Here is a 16,976-nt window from a genome sequence, read left to right as displayed (position 1 = left end):
TCATTATTTTACAATCGCAGGTAGAACGTTTTAACCTGTAAAATAATTTAGATGGCCGGTTCGGTAACTTTGTGTGATTTTATGTTGCGCGCCATTCGCCAGCTGTTTGTCCGACATAACGTTTAAAAGCCTTTTGAAAAGCTGACTCAGAGCTGTAACCAATATGTTCAGCAACACGCACAATGCTCATTCCATCAGATAATAACTTCGACGCTAATTGCATCTTCCAGCAATTAATATATTTCATAGGGGGTTGTCCAACATAATGGTTAAATCGCTCAGCTAACGAAGAACGTGACATGCCACATTCATTTGCCAACAATGCTAGGCTCCATTTTGTAAAAGGATCTTGATGGATCAACTTCAAGGCTTTGCCTATGTGTTCATCTTGTACTGCGGTAAGCCAACTGTGATCATCAACATTTGTATGGTTTTCTATATGTTGTCTTAAGGCTTGTGTGAAAATCAACTCGGTTAATTTTGTTACTATATTTCTAGCTCCTTCATTGGATTTGCCCATTTCATTCAAAGTAGACAGCAACAACTGCTTCATTAATCCCTCATTACTTACATGCTCTTTAACCACCAATATTTTTGGCAGAGTCCTTAACATTGGATTCAAGGGCTTGGCATTAAAGCCAATATATCCACAAACAAGTTTTGCACGCTCACCATCTTGACCTAGCTTTACCGCAGTGAAAGGTTGTCTTTTTGCTGCTGTTTGTTGATAGAAACTGGCATCGGCTGCTGTGCCTTGCCAATTGTTGATGTCTGATGTTAATGAATGACTGGAGCCCATAGGGAACATCACCACATCGCCAGATTCAAGTTTTAACGGCGCTAACAGGTTATCATCAGATTTAGCCCAACCTTGACCTTCTAACATGATATGAAAAGGAATAACGTGCTCAAGTTCGGGCAACATAAACGAACCAATTAAATTCATTGGGGGATTGACCAATACCCATGGTTGAGCTGCCTCGACCTCAAAATACAGCGCACCTTTTATATGTATGGTGTCGAGTACTTCTGACAATATATCCATATCATGTCTCCTTTTTATTACTGAAATAAAAGACAAGTTACGCTGATTCGAACCCGCGTTAGTTTATTTTTTAGGTCTTTGTGAAAGATAAAACTAACATAACTTAATTATTATGCCTAAAAAATAGACGATTGGACATCAAATATAGACGCTTGGCTCTAAACAAAACAGTGTTTGTAACACACAATAACTCATACATTTTGTCGATTGCTCTGCCATTTACTGAGTACTTACAGTCAAAATGTTGGTTAGCCAAAGTCATAGAGTATGTTGCTTCAATAATTGTTGTATATCTGATTGCAAAAAAACGATTCGCGTTATTGGGGGGCGGAAACCATAGACGTGGTTCTATAATTTCTGTGGCTGGTTTATTTTTCTTATTCAGTAAAAACAATGAAGTTAAGTACTTATCAATAGGAGCAAGAATTCATGAATACAATACGTTTTCAAAAAATGGATGGTACAGCTGTAGAAATAAAGAAAAGCGAGATTACCACCTCACTTTCTGGGGAAATCATTGAACCTGACACAGATAATTACAATGAAGCCCGTAGCCTATGGAATGGCATGATAAATAAATATCCCAGTTTGATTATTAGAGTTAAAGATGATCAAGACGTTATTAAGGCCGTTAACTTTGCGCGCTTTCATGGGATCTTATTAGCTGTTAAATCCGGCGGTCATAACATTGCAGGCAAGGCTTTAGTCGATGGGGGATTGGTTATCGATTTTCATTTCATGAAAACAGTTAAGGTTAATGAGCAACAGAAAACAGTTAAAGTCGGACCAGGTGCCACCTTAGCAGACGTAGATAAGGCCACTCAAGAACATGGTTTGGTTGTGCCAACGGGGATTAATTCAACCACAGGTATTGCAGGCCTAACGTTGGGCGGTGGTTTTGGCTGGACAACCCGTAAATTTGGTTTAACTATTGATAGTCTACGCTCAGCTAAGCTTATTATCGCAACAGGCGAATTACTGGAGGTTAACGCCATACAACATCCAGATTTATTCTGGGCAATATGTGGAGGAGGTGGTAATTTTGGCGTAGTTACCGAGTTTGAATTTACTTTACATCAAGCAGGGCCCGAAGTATTAGCTGGCATGGTAGTGCATCCCTTTAATGATATGAAAAACGTCATGGAAAAATATCAAGTCGCAATAGATAACGCACCCGAAGAACTTAGTTGTTGGGTGGTAATGCGCAAAGCGCCACCCCTGCCATTTTTACCTGAACAATGGCACGGTCAAGAAGTGCTGGTACTGGCCATGTGTTATGTCGGTAACATTGACGAAGGTCAAAAGGTAACACAAGAGCTTAGACAGATAGGACAACCAATAGTCGACGTAGTGGGGCCAATGCCCTTTGTTGATTGGCAGTCTGCATTTGATCCTTTATTAACCGAAGGTGCTAGGAATTATTGGAAAAGTCTTGATTTGACGCAAATTAGTGCTGAAACCACCACAGAAATCGAAAAAGCTATACAAACTCTACCCAGCGACGAGTGTGAAATTTTTGTTGCCCATGTGGGCGGTGTAATGACAAAAGTAGCCACTCATGAAACGCCTTGGTTAAATCGTGATGCTCACTTTACTATGAATGTGCACACCCGCTGGCAATCTCCAGATGACGACGAAATCTGTCGAAATTGGGCTCGAAAACTACATACTAATTTAACCCCGCACTCAATGGGCAGTATTTACGTGAATTTTATCCCAGAAGGTGATGAAAATAGTATAGGAGAAGCTTATGGCTCTAACTATGCTCGACTCAAAAGCATCAAACAACAATTCGATCCTAATAACCTATTCAGAACCAACCAAAATATAGCGCCTTAAGCGCAAAACTATCACTGCCGGTTAGCGAAGCCTAAGCTATTGATTAAAAGGCTTCGCCTTTGTATTTGTATAGGTTCTTTTGAGCAATAGATACGGCACGGTTTTATTTATAAGTTTTAAGGCGTGCTTTGTTTGCAGTATTTCAGTACCTTTTACTTTGAACGTTTGGATGTCGTTTTGCAAATTGTTACTATGATGGGAGTCGATTAGCCAACCAGCATTTTCAGCTTACTAATGCCTTATGTCGAAGAGAACCTAGTTACATGCCTGAACCCGATCCAGCTAAAATCATGACCTTTACAACACCGAAAAATCTCGGGCGGTGGCTCAAGGTGAATCACGTTACAGAAAGTGAGCTGTGGGTAAAGTTGTTCAAGAAAAAAACCGGTATTCCAAGTGTGACTTGGGACGATATCGTAATTGAGGCTTTGTGCTGGGGATGGATCGACGGCATCAAAAAATCAGTCGACGACCAAGCTTATATCCAGAGAATTACACCTAGGAAAACGCGAAGTAACTGGTCAAAAAGGAATAGAGAACATGCTGAGCGTTTAATAAGCGAGAACCGTATGATGGAGCCTGGGTTAGCGCATATCCGCAGCGCCAAAGCGGACGGCCGATGGGAGAATGCCTATGCGGCAAGTGAAATGAAGGTGCCTGCAGATTTCTTATTGGCACTTGATATCAACCCAAAGGCGAAACAGTTTTTTGAAGCACTCAATAAATCGAATCGTTATGTAATTGCGAATGGATTGATGAGTGCAAAGAAGCCCAAAACCAGACAGCGACGATTCGATAAGTTCATGGATATGCTTGTCCACGAAGTAAAGCCTATTTAGGTTTTAATAAGACAAAAAATGCCTAATACAAAGATGTTAACTGCTTTCAATCCACATCGATGACCAAATTACCTTATGAATACATGTAAAACCCATTGGGAACGAATTAAAGCTGATTTAGAACGCGTGAGTACTACGCAAAAGACAGAGTCGAGTCGTCGTTACTTTCCCCATGGGATCCATTGTATTGGTGCGACAGCTGCTGATATTAAGTTGATCATCAGTCGTTTTCAGGCTGAGAATGCTGATATTACCGCAATAGAGATGCTGGCTATTACTGAATACATTCTTCTAAATGCTGAATATAGCGAGGAGGTGTTAGTTGCTTTTGGTTTGATTAATAAATTTGTAAAGTCACATTATGATGACAATTTATTATTACGTTTTGAGTATTGGTTAGAGCATTACGCCACTAATTGGTCTCATGTTGATGATTTATGTATAAAAACCATTTATCAGTTTTTACTTGCTCGGCCTCATTTAATTGAAAAGACTCATCATTGGGCATATTCGACAGTGCCATGGTGTCGGCGGGCGAGTAATGTAGTTTGGGTGAAATTTGTTAAACGAAAAATAGGTAAATCTATCTATTACCTGAATAAGCAATTGGTCTTTAAGCAATGTGACTTACTCATCAACGACCAAGATGAATTTGTTCAAAAAAGTATTGGCTGGTTATTGAAAGCAACCTCTGTGCAGCATCAGGATGATGTGATTAGGTATATAGAATTAAATTTGCAAAAAATGACTCGCTCAACCATTAGGTATGCGATTGAAAAAATGGATGCAAACACTAGGAAAGACATATTATCTTTAGGTAAGTGAACGGCTTCCATTATTGATTAGGGAAGAACCGTTTAATAGAAATTACACTTATTTTTTGGAAGGAGAGCAGTACGGCTAGAAACACAAGCGTAACTATCGGCAAACATTTTAATGGTTTTATCGAGAGTAAAATGAATGACGGTTGCTATGGCTCTACAAACTAAGCTGTGCGTGCTGATCTTCGATTGTGGAGGTGTTTATATAAGGGGACTAATTAGATTGTCTTAATCGTTCGACTTTAATCCCTTACAGGGCTCCATTAGCCTGCTTTATTTCCCAGATATTTAAAATCGTTATTCCATTTTTATTGCTTCATAATAGTCACTGGGTAGAAAGGATCCTAATCAAAAAAGCATTAAAATAATGCTACAGCAATTTATTAAATTAAATTCGATCGCGAATTTAAACCTTTATTCAAATTTGTGCGTCTTATTTTATTCCATCCAGTTTATTTACCTGAATTCAAGTAATCGCTTAACTGATACTAATTACCTAATCAAGGATCTTCTTTTGAACATTATCCCTATTTCTAAAAATATGAATCGAACGCTTTATATATGTTTATTAGCATTAACGACGAGCTTTATGAGCGGTCTAGTGCAATCAGATGAAATAGATGAATATATTAAGCAACAGATGGATGACAGAAGGATCCCCGGCTTACAGTTAGCTATCGTTAAAAACAATAAAATTGTAAAAAATACAAACTATGGTTTAGCTAATCTTCAAGACGCTATCCCTGTTAGTAACAAAACTGTATTTACGATCAACTCAATGACTAAAGGGTTTACCGGTGTTGCAATCATGCAACTGGTAGAGCAGGGAAAGTTAAGCCTTGATGTAGGCATATCTGAATACCTTACAGAATTACCAGAAGCGTGGCGTAATTTAACCATCAGGCAACTAATGGGGCATACATCCGGTTTGCCATCTATTCTAGGCAACTGGGCTGGGTTAATAGGTAGTCAGGATTTTGATACTGCATGGGAATTGGCCAAGCAAAAACCAATGGAATTTAAAGCAGATACGGATTTCAAATATAATCAAACTGGTTACGTTTTACTGGGTAAAATTATTGATAAAGTTAGCGGTATGTCTTTCGACAAATTTATCACTAAACATCAATTAAATAAGGTTGGAATGATAAAAACAGGCGACGCTGGTTTTGCTCATTTCGAAACAGTCATTCCTAATCAAGCGCTTGCTTACACTTATGTGAAAACCGGAAATTTGACCAATTTAAGCGCTGAATTTGCACCACCTTTGCGCACCGCGGCTGGAATGACAAGTAGTGCGAAAGAGTTAGCCCAATGGGCTATTGCACTTCAAACGAATAAACTCTTTGATAAAACCGATAGCCTCAAACAATTATGGCAACCCAATATATTAGCTGATGGAAAAACTGCTGGGTTTAATAGGCTAGTCAATGGTTATGCTTTAGGTTGGCCTGTAATAAGTCGTGCAGAACATCCTGCTGTGGCATCACTTGGTGCTAATCGTGCGGCTTTAGTTATATACCCTCAAGATAATTTATCGATTGTGGTGCTAACTAATTTATCTGGTTCCTTGCCATCAACTTTTATTGATGAAATTGCTGGGTTTTATATCGCCGACATGAAAGCTGAAAATGGTTTTGGTTTACCTGTATCTATTAAACCATTGTGGACGCATATACAAAAACAAGGTTATGGGAGTATTTCCAAAATCGCACATAAAATGCAAAACCAAGGTGATATTACCTTGGTTGAGGCCGATTTGAATACTTGGGGATATCAATTGCTCGGACAAAAAAAAATTGCCTCAGCAGTGCAAGTTTTTACTCTCAATACTCAGTTCTTTCCTGCCAGTGCCAATACTTATGACAGTCTGGCCGAAGCCTATTGGTTACTCGGTGATGGCACAAAAGCAATCGAGCTGTATAACAAGGTACTGTCGTTGCAACCAGATAATAACAATGCCAAAAATCAACTGCAAAAAATCAAAGCGCAATCTGAATAATGCGGTTGTTTTCTGTCTATTGTTTCGATGGGTTCCTTAATAAGCTGTTTTATATACGTCTTTATAACAAAACACTCAGTTTGGCTTCACAACGTTAAAGATATTTTTGTTATGAGTGATCTTTGCCCCAATTTGTAACCACTTAGCCTATTGAGCTAACAGCGCTTTGTTGTCTGTTCCTAACAACAAAGAATCAACTAAAACTTGCTGCTCTGCATTAAGCTGTGCCTTTAATGCACGTACAAAATCCATTGAGGTGGCGGGTGTGAGAGGGTAGGCGTGTTGTTGCCATAAACGCTGTAATGCTTGGGTTATTAGCTCATCACCTAGTTCCCGGCGAAAAATGGCAAAAACTAAGGTTGCACGGGAATACAAATCATAGTTTTCAGTGGCATCAACTAGGCTTTGGGTTTTCTCAGGGCTGCGCATAACAGCAACCTTGTAACGTTGGCGTTCGTATTCAACCAAGGCGTGCATGGCATCGATACCGTAACGTTGTTCAATCATCACTAATTCAACATATTTAGCCAAGGATTCAATTAAAAATGCGCTGTCTTCTAATACGCCATTACCGAGATCATGGCCAAACCATTGATGGGCTGTTTCATGTACGGCGCGGCGATAACGCTGATCAAAACCAGCATCAGGTGCAGGCTCTGCTCGAAAGCCAACGTTTTGATTGATCATGATCATTTGTGGTAGGGCATAACCTGTAGGACCAATATCAGGCATAGCGATTAAACTCAACCTGCTGCCACGATAAGGTGCAATATGGGTTGCCATCCAGTTGAGTGTATCTTCCATGGCTTGCATATTGAGTTCTGCGGCCTGTGAGTTTTCAGGGCTAAACACTTCTAACAAGGTCGAACCCGACTGACCTTTAATTGAATTATTCGGCACTGAGAACCACACCGAGGCATTTCGGATCGGTCCTTTGCTTTGATACTCTGCATAGTTGCGCCCGTTTTGCTGCCATTGTTTAACAAGCTCGCCTTGGGCTAAGGGCACTTGTTGTGCATTAGTGGAAACCACAGAGTGAATGCTTGCCCAATCGTATTTTGCTTGTGATGTTTGAGGCTTAGCAAACAAGGTTGAGGGTTTCGCTAGATTGAGCGGAGCTAAGCCATATTCTTGGCGAAGTTGTTCGTTGCGCAAACGATACTGTGGCTGAAAGCCTATTGTGGGTAACATCGGTATGCCACGTAAATAACTAAAAGAAGGTTTCACCAACTGATGCATCACTGCTGGCCAATGTTGTGGTTGTTTGAAGGTGAACCGAGTCGATAATTGTAAATTGTCACCAGGTTTGATGGCATCCATCAATGTCACTTTGTATTGGCCTAACTGTTGATCATAGTCGCGAGTATGAGTAACCGATAAACTTAGTTCATCAAGGGGAGTTGCTGAGTGATGCCCAATAAGCAAACTATCTATGGCTTGTTCAGTATGGTTTTCTAAAGTGTAAATGAGAGTAAATTCAGCATTGCCCAGAAGTGGAAATATATCCACTTTTGCATCAATATGGCTGATTACCGGTTGCGCTACTGCTGCCCAACTGGAATATTGTTGTTCGTAATCATAGCGCCACTGTTCTCGCATATCTGAGCTCATTAAGGGTCTTTCAGCAATAATGTTTGAATGTAAATTCCAACCTGTCCCAAGGGTGATAATTAATAATAAGCTTGAACTGATATTCAATTTCCAGCGACGATGATTCATAAAGCTAGCAGTGCGATGGGACCACTGGATTGCCATGTAAATCAAAGTGCTAGTACACACCAGCCAAAATGTCATAAATGGCCAATATACCGATAGGCTTTGTTCTGATCCCCAAAAAGCATCTGCAGGTTGCAGAGGCGAAGCCGCGATATTCCATAAAGTGTGTGTGAGCCCAAGTGAACCGCTTATTGGAGTAAACTTCATCACTAAAATGGCCACACAACAGGCAACTGCCACTAAAGGCGAACGGAAAATGTTGTGAAAAGCAGTGAAAATAGCGCCGAGTAATAACAAGGACAACGCCGCTTTGCCAAGTTGCGACAGATACTGCAGCAGTTGTATTTCACTGTTAGCTAAGGTTTCGGCAACAAAACCCGCTAAAGAGGTAAGCAGGATTAATAGTAATATCATTGTACCCAAGGCAATGACTTGGCTGCATAGAATAACGCTAGAGCGTACTGGCGCGGCAGCAATTAATTCGGCCATAGCTGTTTGCCGATTACGCCAACAAAGCTGCCACGACCAAAATAGCACTAAAAAACTGCCCAATAGTGGCAATACATCATCAGAAATCCGATTGAGAGCATCAAGGCTAGTGGGTTTTAAAACTGACAACGGCTCAGAGTAGTTTATGCCAGATAATAACTCACTCAACATCAGTAGGCTCCAGCCTACTAGTATCAATTGGCTCAAACGCTGTTTAAGTAAGCTTGTTACGGCTAACTTTGTTAAATGAACTAGCTGATTGCTAGCGCTAGGTGTGGCGCCAACAAACTGATAAGCCTTGCTGGATTGTGAATTTAGATCTGAGTCAGCCAGAGCTGGAACATGTTTTGCGGTATAAGGCTTAAGCTTCAGGCTAGTATAAAATAGCCCTGCAGCCAGTAAGCAATAAGCTAGGCGGTTTAGATAAAAAATCCAGTCGCCATAAAGGCTTGCTTCTGAGTTTTGATATACGGCTAACAGCGCTGTATTGCCAAAGGGATCAAGCAGGCGCATGCTCTCAAATAACCAAGGGCTAGTTATGGTGCTACCGGCTAACATAGGTGAGCCGGTCATACTGGCAAGCATGATATAAACAAGCCAAACACTACAAAAAGTCGCGTATATCACCACTGAAGACGTAAAACGTTGCGCTAGGCAACAAGCTAAGGCGCTAAAAAAGGCACAGGTAGGTAAAGCCATTAGGGCAAAATCCCACAGGGCTAATGTCAGTAAAGACAACTGAAAACCATAGGTTTGGCTTAGTAGTAACCAGATAATGAAAAAACTGAGTAGAACCAGTCCTGCACACACTAAAAACAAAATTAGTAGACGGTTAAATATACGGTAAAAGGTACTTTGCGGGGTCACTAATATTAGCTCGGCCATATCGTTGGTTTGATCACGCAAAAATACCAGTGGCGCCAATGCTCCGCTGAGCAGCGGCAGGCACATCATCATCAAGGTCATATGCAATGCCTGTAAATGTTTATCTGCCAAGGTGTCGATGCTGCCAATTCCCACGGCAAATAAATAGGCGATACAAGGTAAAATAATACTGGCTAACCACAATAGTGGTTGGCGCATTAAGTAACGCCATTCATTAATGAGTAACATCAGCAATACCTTGTTGTGATAATTCATAAAAGTAGCGGTCTTGCAGCGTTGCTTCTACTGGCACCGCTTCTGCACAAGGTTGTTGCTGAGCCAAAATACGATATACGGGTAAACCAAAACGATAGCTTTCAGTCAAAATGTGCTGGGTATCAGTTGGACGAATTGAACTCTGCCAAACATTAGCTTGCAGGGGAGTGAGCAGACTTTGCACTGTGCCACTTTCGACAATTTCCCCATCATTGATGAGCGCAACAAAAGGGCAGAGGTTTTCGATATCTTCAACAATGTGGGTTGATAATAAAATCAATTTGTCTTTGCTGATATTTACCAATAAGGCGTGCAATCGTTCCCGCTCTGCGGGATCAAGCCCAGCTGTGGGTTCGTCCATAATCAGCAGGTTTGGATCTCCTAGCAGTGCTTGGGCAATGCCAAAACGCTGGCGCATACCACCAGAAAATGTGGCCACACTCTTATTGGCAAAAGCGCTGAGGTTGGTGAGTTCAAGCAAAGCTTCAATTTGTGATTTTTGTTGGGCCTTTTCGTTAATGCCTTTTAAAATGGCCATATGCTGCAACAAGGCATAACAACTCATATGAGGGTAAACACCAAAGTATTGTGGCAAATAACCCAATTGCTGACGTAACGCCATGGGGTTGCTGAGCACATCAATATTGTTAAAGTGAATGTCGCCGTTATTAGGTGTTTGCAGGCAGGCTAATGTTCGCATTAAACTAGATTTCCCCGCACCATTGGGACCTAATAAACCCACCATGCCTTGGGGTAATTGCAGGTTAATTTCACGCAGAGCTTGGGTACCATCGGCGTAAGTCAGGGATAAATGAGAAATAGACAGCATGCTTTGTTTCCTATAAAAACGTGCAGCTAGACTAATAACAAGGCACTAAGGCAACAAGCTTAGAATGATGAAGTGCTTGCTTATGATGATGAAAGTAAAGATCGTCATTAATGGCGGGTATTTTTGTCGTTTGTCAGTAAAAGTAAAGCTTTGGTCATGGATTAGCTGACTTGCTACGCTGCTTAGGTCAGGCTATGACAAAAGATTAATCAGGACATTATTATGCAAAAGCGCCTATCCACAGGGCTTAAAAATAAACTAAGGGCCATTGCTGAGAATCAGTTGGCGGTGATCGCTGCGTTGTTATTGGAAGCGTCGATCCAACACTTTTCCTCTTCAAGCCAAAGTGTCGCACAGTTTATGTGGATCTCGGGGCAACTCATGTTGGAGAGTCTGCCGTTATTATTGGCCCACTATTTTGCATTTAAATCTAGAGCTTGGCGGTCGTTGCTTATTTGGAGCAGTGGCTTTGTCTTCTATCCTTTGCTGAGTATTGCTTTAGCCGATTTTGAGTCATGGTATGCAAATTGGAGTCTTTTGTCGGTACAAGGCTGGTTGCTTATACTGTTGGCTAGCCTAGGTTTTGGTGTGAGCCATCTACTGGCTAAGCGGGACAATACAAAGGCAATGATGTTTATGTCCCGGTTGTTTTCATTAAATTCAGTGCTGCTGATGTTGTTAATTGCCTGGGCTATATTGTGGGCAGGTATTTTTGCTTCTACCGACGACCCGGTGCGTAATCAACCCATTAAAGCCGTAATTAGCAGCGATACACTAATAGTCAATTTTGGGTCTTTTGTTGATTATCTATGGCAATTTTTGGTGATGGGGTTGTTAGTTTTACTGCTGTATTGGATCAATCGTTATGTGTTGATCCGCCGTATTTTGGCTCGCAGTGGGGTATTTGCTTATGTAGCCGCCTGCTTTATTTGTATTATTGTATTGACGCCCTTTTTAGCTTCATTGGTATTGGTTTTACCTATGAACATTCCCGAATGGACTTTTTTACCCTCTGAAGATTACAATATATTTTCACCGGTTAATTTTCGTTTTTGTTTTTTTATATTGGCAGTGAGTGCCCCCATAATTTTGGCATTTGAACGTCAACAACAAGATAAAGCGTTAGCAGAAATTGCCCAGCGCCAAAGCCAAACAGAACTGCAGTTATTACAACAACAAGTCAATCCGCACTTTTTATTTAATACTTTAAATAATCTGTATGCGCTCACTCTAACTGGCTCTAAAGATGCACCTACACTAGTGATGCAACTGGCTAATTTACTTCGGTATACCGTATACGAGGGGCAAAATAATCGTGTTAACCTCGATCAAGAAATTCAGTATATTCAAGACTTCTTAGCTTTGCAGGCTATTCGCAGTGGTGATAAAACTCAGCTCACTGTGCACTATCCAGAGCAGGCGCAGAGCTGGCAAATAGCCCCGTTGTTACTCATTATTATTATCGAAAATATATTTAAACATGGTGTTGAACCCAGCCAGTTCAGCTGTAGTGTCAGCATCGATATTAAAGTTAGCAACGGGCATTTGATTATGGGTTGCAAAAACAGCTTGCCAGAAAAAAACACCAAAGGTAAACCTGGTATTGGTTTAGAAAATCTTAAACGCCGCCTAGCTTTATTGTATGCTGGTAAACACAGTTTAATTGGCAAGGTGCAAAACGAAGAGTGGCATAGTGAGTTACGTTTGGAGTTAGAGCCTTGTTCACTACCTTAATTGTCGACGACGAACCTCTAGCTCATGAAGTTATAAAACACCATCTGCAAGCCCAGACAGACTTTAAAATTGTTGGCAACTGCTACAATGCTACTCAAGCCTTGAGCTACTTAGCCAATGATTCTGTTGATTTATTAGTGCTGGATATTAATATGCCAGCCTTGAGCGGTATTGAACTTCTTAAAGTGCTCAACAAAACCCCACAAGTGATCATCATCAGCGCCTATCAAGAGTATGCCATTGAAGGATTTGAACTGGATGTGGCTGATTACTTGTTAAAACCAGTGAGTGCCTCACGGCTGGCGCAAGCATTAGACAAAGTACGACGACGTTTAGAACCACCGCCTCCCAGTAATGCAAACCACCCAAATTATATCGTTCTTAAAGTTGGCCGTGAAAAACGCAAGTTTGTTGTAGACGAGATTAGCTTGCTCGAAGCCTATGGCAACTACGTTAGGGTGTGGCAAGGTGAGCAAGCTATTTTGGTTAGCAGTACTCTAAAGCAGTGTTTACAACAACTACCGCAGACACAATTTGTGCAAGTTCATAAGTCGTTTGTTGTGAATAAACAGCAGGTAGTTGCAAGAGATAATCAACATATTCGTCTAACAGGGGATAGGCAAATAAAGGTAGGGAAATCCTTTAAGGATAGATTGTTGGGCTTATTGTAAAACTAGGTTCAATGGCTGGGGTATCCTCACAAATAAGGGGGATAAATTATGGCTCTATTTGAATTTTGGAACTATTGATTTAATTGTTGTTTTATTGGTTTGTAATGACGAAGGTTAGTTAATGTCTAACAAACCGTTAAATGGACACGCAACTGTTTGCTGCGTGTCACTTCGATTCACATTGTCGCCAACTACCATTTTCAGCTTATGTAAACTCTGTGTTCAGTGTTACTCACCATTAGAAAACTTAATGGGTAAATGCAAGCGTCACTATTTTGATCGGCACTTACCGTGAATCAAGGTCTGACGCACATTATTTGAAAATATCACCCATATTTCGCTATTGTTGATGGCCTCAACTGTAGCTTTATAGTACTGGCTCTTGGCTGATTTTCCCTTTCCAGTACATTCCACTGGGCTTCCTTGTCTCCAAACGACAGGACTTAGGTGTGATTCGACATAATTCATTTCTAGACCTCCGCTGAATTTAATAGCGTAGTCTTGGATCTGAACCGCCATAATTTTAGCCGGATACCAATACCCCGTATGATATGCAAGCACGGCTTCTCCGGGGCCAAATTTACGACTAGAGCTCCCTGGTGGTGGTGGACTATATTGGTCCACTCGATTCGTTTTGGGTGCAGGTATAAATGGCGTTCCGTCGTAAATGCAAGAAGATGACCAAGTAGGTTCGATATTTCCACGGTCGAAGTGAACATCAAACTGGTTATATTGATTAGCACTTATAAGTTTACCTCTATAATAGTCATTACCGCCACCTTGTATCTTGCACCGAATACTTGATCCTACTTTCCAAGTGTAGGGGGCAATTTTTTTGGCATTTACAATAGTTTTTCCATTAACATCGTACTTAACCTTATAACCTTTTGAATGGATTTGTGTTATGTAGCCAGAGTACCAGTTGCCATCGCCGGCTTGCCCGAAAATTCTATCACCTACACTCCATGAGTTCTGTGCGAGTAGTGGGAAGGCCAAAATTAAGGCGCAAATAGTTACAGTTATTCTCAAAAAATGGCTAAATGTAATCAATTTTTGTTTCATGTATTTATGATCCCGTCCTAGTAAATATTCTTAAAAAGCCCTAGTTTTTGCCGGGACAAAGTAAATGATTACATTAAATTCGAGTGGAAAATTTCACTCGCAGAAAACTATCTGAATATTGGATGTTTATCTCTAAATCGTTAAATCACTTTGTTAGAAGTGTTACCAATGTAAAACACTATAGGGTTAATAGCCACAGCATTTTGGCATTTATAAAGAAAACATTTTTAATTATCCTGTTTATTTTCAGTGTGTTAACTCAGTTGTGAAAGATGAGTGGCAAGGATGCTCTCATTGGCCATCGCAGCGGCAGTGTGTTTGAGAAATGTCTCTATATTCTGGAATACTTATTCATTAGGTGAAGTGGTTGCAGTTTTCTAAATTTTTAAATTCTGGAAAATCTCTAAATGTTTTGTCCTAGTCAACATTAAAACGATACATAACTGGGGAACCAGATATGTATCGCGGTAGTTTGTTGTAGAGCTTTGTATTAAAGATCTAGGTCTTCAATGATGTATAGGGTATTCGCATCAATAACGGTTTGGCCCGTATCTAGATACTTCTGTTCTAACACACCACCAGAAGCCCAAGTTGAAAAATCATCGTCGTTTATGACACCAATGGTTGATCCGTTAATCAGCCACATACCTTCAAGCTTGTCATGGGGATATTGTACTTCCGCCACTAAATCAGCCACTAAGGTCTTGGTTACTGGTGTTATGTTAGTTAAACCAGTCCAACCTTCGTTAAGTACCACTTGTTCTAATGTTTGACCGTCTTTCGTCAAACCAAGGGTTGCATCTTGGATCCACTCGCCAGAATCTGCGATGGTCTCAAGATCGGTGGCAGCGCTAATATCAATCTTATACAAATGTTTCATCGCATTAGCATTAGACGCTAAGAAAGCGCCATCACGTTCAATAACCACAAACTCAGTGGCGCTTAGTGCAAAAATACCAGACTGAGAGTTCTGTGCTATTTCTTGCTTATATAGGTATTGGGAAACAGTACCGCTTTCTGTGTCTACAGTGACAATACGTACTATATCTAACGCCTTTACAGCGCTACTTGGGTTGTACATAGTAGATTGCATAATACCAACAAGGGTTTTTTCATCCGGCGTCACTGCTAAGCCTTCCATGCCCCGATTAGCCCGACGATTGGCAAATTCAGCGGGAAGATTAAAGGTAACCCGAGTATCATCAGCAAAGGCGTTAATACGACCAATTTCAGTTCCATCTATGTCAAAGTGAACCATGTGTGGACCATATTCATCACTGACCCAGAAGGTACCGTCAGAAAGGGCTACTAAGCCTTCGCCGTCTAACCCATAGTCGTCAAGCAATATAGGGTTGCTAGTTGCATCGTATGGGAGGCTCATGTCTTCACGAAGCACTTCAACTGTGCCATCGCCTAATACCGAATAAGGCGTTTCACCTGTGCCACCTAAAGCTGTGCTATTAGGTAAACCAGTAATAAAGGTACCGTCAGGGCGTTTTAGTAAAATTTCTTCAATTACCATCACATCGCCGTTGTCTTGTATTTCAAATAAGCCGATACGAGGCGTGTAGTCTGCAACTGGGAATACCTTACCTGTGCCTAGATCTCCGGTATAAGTTGCGTTAGGCCCACGGTCAGTTAACGCATAAAATTGATTGGCATTAGTTGGGTGTTTAACCATGTCTGAGCCGTAACCACCGTTACGCACTTCAAAGTAAGAGCCAGGCTTGGCGCCATCTGCTATATCACTACGTAAAACAGTATAGGGTAAGCGTGAACCTGCTACTTTCACCGTATTTGCCTCACAATCATAGGTTGTGTGAGTAACTTCGCTGTCTGATAAAGAGTCATCTTCGTTAGTATCTAAACCTGATATGATTTTAATACCGCCAAAAGAACAATCACTGTCACCAAACGTAAGTGTATCATGGTTGATTAGACTGTTTAAACCGTTGTTGCCGTCTACGCCATTTGTGCCATCATCGCCAGAGCAAGCCGTTAGTAAGGCGAGTACGCTTAACGAAATCATTCTTGTTTTATACATGTTTTATTTCTTGTGTGCGTTAAAGCTACAAGATGTTAGTGGCGGTTTGTAACAATTCTATTAAGTATTTGTGACGGTTTTAATTTGTAATAAGCTAGGGTGTATTGGATTTTTTTATTGTGCGAATAGGGCGTCCCAGATTATTGACTAGGATTTATTTTGAAATTATTAGTGGTTTAAAGCTATCTAATGGTTATCGAAATTAATCAAGTTAAACATTTAATGAAAAATACTTTTATCACAGCCTGTATCGTTGGCCTTATTGCCAGCATTGCCTTTATTCTTGTTCAACCGCTTTTTGGTTTGGCAACTTTAACCTCAAGACATGCCGCTGCTTACGTTAATCTTGGAGGTTACAGTGAAATAGCTGCACTTTTTCTATCTTGGTTTGTACATATTAGTGTTTCAATCTTTTATGCTCTGCTTGCAACTGTCATTTTTAATTTCAATCACTCGGTTGTCGTTAGTGTTGCACAAACAATTATCTTAGGCTGGTTTACAACACTTATTGCCACTCCTGCTAATGAATGGGTTGTAAAACTAGTGACCACACAACAATTTCCAGATCTAGGCTCTTTGGCTGCATTAAATACACAAGTTGGACCTAAACTATGGCTGCATATTTTGTTTTTTGCCTTTGTGCTTGGGGGCTTTGGTTTACAAAAATGAGAAACGAATCATAATAAACTGCTAATTAAAGTGCCGTGAATATACTCAACGGCACTCTAAATAATAAATTGAATTA

At 40.6% G+C, this 16,976-nt stretch carries 13 protein-coding genes; 8 read left to right on the top strand and 5 right to left on the bottom strand.

The annotated features are described in order from the left end of the window. Positions 1-79 precede the first annotated feature (79 nt). On the bottom strand, positions 80-1,045 hold the full coding sequence (locus tag GARC_RS06205) for an AraC family transcriptional regulator (protein ID WP_007617941.1): 966 nt from the start codon (positions 1,043-1,045) through the stop codon (positions 80-82). A gap of 429 nt (positions 1,046-1,474) precedes the next feature. Between GARC_RS06205 and GARC_RS06200 the strand changes: the two genes are divergently transcribed. The 5 genes from GARC_RS06200 (at position 1,475) to GARC_RS06185 (ending at position 6,546) form a co-directional block, all read left to right on the top strand. After that, the gene (locus GARC_RS06200; RefSeq protein ID WP_007617940.1) at positions 1,475-2,884 is read left to right on the top strand and encodes an FAD-binding oxidoreductase; all 1,410 of its coding nucleotides are present in this window, start codon (positions 1,475-1,477) and stop codon (positions 2,882-2,884) included. 263 nt (positions 2,885-3,147) lie between these two features. After that, complete coding sequence (locus tag GARC_RS06195; protein ID WP_007617938.1) at positions 3,148-3,723, top strand: YdeI/OmpD-associated family protein; 576 nt, start codon at positions 3,148-3,150, stop codon at positions 3,721-3,723. A gap of 75 nt (positions 3,724-3,798) precedes the next feature. Beyond that, the gene (locus tag GARC_RS06190) at positions 3,799-4,548 is read left to right on the top strand and encodes a DNA alkylation repair protein (RefSeq protein ID WP_007617936.1); all 750 of its coding nucleotides are present in this window, start codon (positions 3,799-3,801) and stop codon (positions 4,546-4,548) included. Positions 4,549-4,583: 35 nt separating this feature from the next. Next, the gene (locus GARC_RS26245) at positions 4,584-4,712 is read left to right on the top strand and encodes a type II toxin-antitoxin system ParD family antitoxin (RefSeq protein ID WP_081587512.1); all 129 of its coding nucleotides are present in this window, start codon (positions 4,584-4,586) and stop codon (positions 4,710-4,712) included. Positions 4,713-5,133: 421 nt separating this feature from the next. Next, entirely contained in the window at positions 5,134-6,546 is a 1,413-nt protein-coding gene (locus GARC_RS06185) for a serine hydrolase (RefSeq protein WP_153810875.1), read from the top strand. 147 nt (positions 6,547-6,693) lie between these two features. Here GARC_RS06185 and GARC_RS06180 read toward each other — a convergent pair whose 3' ends face one another. Further along, the gene (locus tag GARC_RS06180; protein ID WP_007617932.1) at positions 6,694-9,864 is read right to left on the bottom strand and encodes a M1 family aminopeptidase; all 3,171 of its coding nucleotides are present in this window, start codon (positions 9,862-9,864) and stop codon (positions 6,694-6,696) included. Next, the gene (locus tag GARC_RS06175) at positions 9,851-10,720 is read right to left on the bottom strand and encodes an ABC transporter ATP-binding protein (protein ID WP_007617930.1); all 870 of its coding nucleotides are present in this window, start codon (positions 10,718-10,720) and stop codon (positions 9,851-9,853) included. Before GARC_RS06175 ends, GARC_RS06180 begins: the two co-directional genes overlap by 14 nt. A 222-nt stretch (positions 10,721-10,942) precedes the next feature. Between GARC_RS06175 and GARC_RS06170 the strand changes: the two genes are divergently transcribed. Further along, positions 10,943-12,454, top strand: coding sequence for a sensor histidine kinase (locus GARC_RS06170; protein WP_007617928.1), 1,512 nt, complete (start codon positions 10,943-10,945; stop codon positions 12,452-12,454). Further along, positions 12,439-13,125 carry a LytR/AlgR family response regulator transcription factor gene (locus GARC_RS06165; RefSeq protein ID WP_007617926.1) on the top strand — a complete coding sequence of 229 codons (687 nt, stop codon included), beginning with the start codon at positions 12,439-12,441 and terminating at the stop codon, positions 13,123-13,125. Before GARC_RS06170 ends, GARC_RS06165 begins: the two co-directional genes overlap by 16 nt. A gap of 270 nt (positions 13,126-13,395) precedes the next feature. On the opposite strand, the gene GARC_RS06160 is transcribed toward GARC_RS06165, so the two are convergent. Together GARC_RS06160 and GARC_RS06155 are read right to left on the bottom strand one after the other, a co-directional pair. Continuing rightward, positions 13,396-14,154, bottom strand: a complete 759-nt coding sequence (locus GARC_RS06160; protein ID WP_226989072.1) for a hypothetical protein — start codon at positions 14,152-14,154, stop codon at positions 13,396-13,398. A gap of 523 nt (positions 14,155-14,677) precedes the next feature. Next, complete coding sequence (locus GARC_RS06155) at positions 14,678-16,231, bottom strand: esterase-like activity of phytase family protein (RefSeq protein ID WP_007617923.1); 1,554 nt, start codon at positions 16,229-16,231, stop codon at positions 14,678-14,680. Between the two features lie 189 nt (positions 16,232-16,420). On the opposite strand from GARC_RS06155, the gene GARC_RS06150 reads away from it, so the two are divergent. Further along, positions 16,421-16,900, top strand: coding sequence for a hypothetical protein (locus GARC_RS06150; RefSeq protein WP_007617921.1), 480 nt, complete (start codon positions 16,421-16,423; stop codon positions 16,898-16,900). Positions 16,901-16,976 lie beyond the last annotated feature (76 nt).

The sequence above is a fragment of the Paraglaciecola arctica BSs20135 genome, from assembly GCF_000314995.1.
Classification (GTDB): Bacteria; Pseudomonadota; Gammaproteobacteria; order Enterobacterales; family Alteromonadaceae; genus Paraglaciecola; species Paraglaciecola arctica.
This window is presented reverse-complemented; position numbering and strand designations above follow the sequence as displayed.

Excerpts from the sequence above, each read along its gene's own strand:
- GARC_RS06195 (WP_007617938.1), top strand. The coding sequence starts at position 3,148 with ATGCCTGAACCCGATCCAGCTAAAATCATGACCTTTACAACACCGAAA.
- GARC_RS06170 (WP_007617928.1), top strand. The coding sequence starts at position 10,943 with ATGCAAAAGCGCCTATCCACAGGGCTTAAAAATAAACTAAGGGCCATT.
- GARC_RS06205 (WP_007617941.1), bottom strand. The coding sequence starts at position 1,045 with ATGGATATATTGTCAGAAGTACTCGACACCATACATATAAAAGGTGCG.
- GARC_RS06175 (WP_007617930.1), bottom strand. The coding sequence starts at position 10,720 with ATGCTGTCTATTTCTCATTTATCCCTGACTTACGCCGATGGTACCCAA.
- GARC_RS06180 (WP_007617932.1), bottom strand. The coding sequence starts at position 9,864 with ATGTTACTCATTAATGAATGGCGTTACTTAATGCGCCAACCACTATTG.
- GARC_RS06150 (WP_007617921.1), top strand. The coding sequence starts at position 16,421 with ATGGTTATCGAAATTAATCAAGTTAAACATTTAATGAAAAATACTTTT.
- GARC_RS06185 (WP_153810875.1), top strand. The coding sequence starts at position 5,134 with ATGAGCGGTCTAGTGCAATCAGATGAAATAGATGAATATATTAAGCAA.
- GARC_RS06155 (WP_007617923.1), bottom strand. The coding sequence starts at position 16,231 with ATGTATAAAACAAGAATGATTTCGTTAAGCGTACTCGCCTTACTAACG.
- GARC_RS06200 (WP_007617940.1), top strand. The coding sequence starts at position 1,475 with ATGAATACAATACGTTTTCAAAAAATGGATGGTACAGCTGTAGAAATA.
- GARC_RS06190 (WP_007617936.1), top strand. The coding sequence starts at position 3,799 with ATGAATACATGTAAAACCCATTGGGAACGAATTAAAGCTGATTTAGAA.